This is a genomic window from Falsirhodobacter sp. alg1 (genome assembly GCF_000739715.2).
In the GTDB taxonomy this organism is placed as follows: Bacteria; Pseudomonadota; Alphaproteobacteria; order Rhodobacterales; family Rhodobacteraceae; genus Falsirhodobacter.
In genome coordinates, this window is sequence record NZ_BBJC02000147.1 from 1 (window position 1) to 464 (window position 464).

2 protein-coding genes and 1 pseudogene are annotated in these 464 nt (G+C 56.9%); 2 read left to right on the top strand and 1 reads right to left on the bottom strand.

Translation table 11 applies throughout. The annotated features are described in order from the left end of the window. The coding region (locus TR36_RS14695) for an ABC transporter permease subunit (RefSeq protein WP_045394609.1) at nt 1–236 on the bottom strand (236 nt) is incomplete at its 3' end. Between TR36_RS14695 and TR36_RS15400 the strand changes: the two are divergent. Then, nucleotides 211–294 (top strand): annotated as a pseudogene (locus TR36_RS15400) (30S ribosomal protein S14); the annotation flags it as partial. The gene TR36_RS14695 and the pseudogene TR36_RS15400 overlap by 26 nt on opposite strands. 13 nt (nt 295–307) lie before the next feature. Next, a partial coding sequence (gene rpsH / locus TR36_RS14700; protein WP_045394611.1) for a 30S ribosomal protein S8 occupies nt 308–464 on the top strand: 157 nt, incomplete at its 3' end.

A 464-nucleotide genomic window follows, 5' to 3' on the forward strand; every position in this document is an offset into this window, starting at 1 on the left:
AACAACAGCGCCATCATCAGAACGAACCCCTGCACGGCGGCATAATCCGACGAGATTACGGCATTCACGGCATAGGCCCCGATACCGGGCCAAGCGAACACCTTTTCGATCAGCACATTCGCCCCAAGCAGAAAGGAGAACACCATCCCCAGCACATTCAGGATGGGCAGCGTGGCATTGCGCAGCGCCGTGGTGAACAGGATGTGCCGCCGTAAGCTTAAACTTTCGCGGATCATGCTGCGTGAACTGGCCTCCTTCGGTCAGATCCCGGGCATGGTTAAGTCCAGCTGGTAAGGGAGGAGCACTTATGTTTGTAAACGATCCTCTCGGCGATATGCTGACACGTATCCGCAACGCACAGCTGCGTGGCAAGTCCACCGTGGCAACTCCGGCTTCGCGTCTGCGCGCCTGGGTTCTCGATGTGTTGCTGGCGGAAGGTTATATCCGTAGCTACGAGAAGAAAG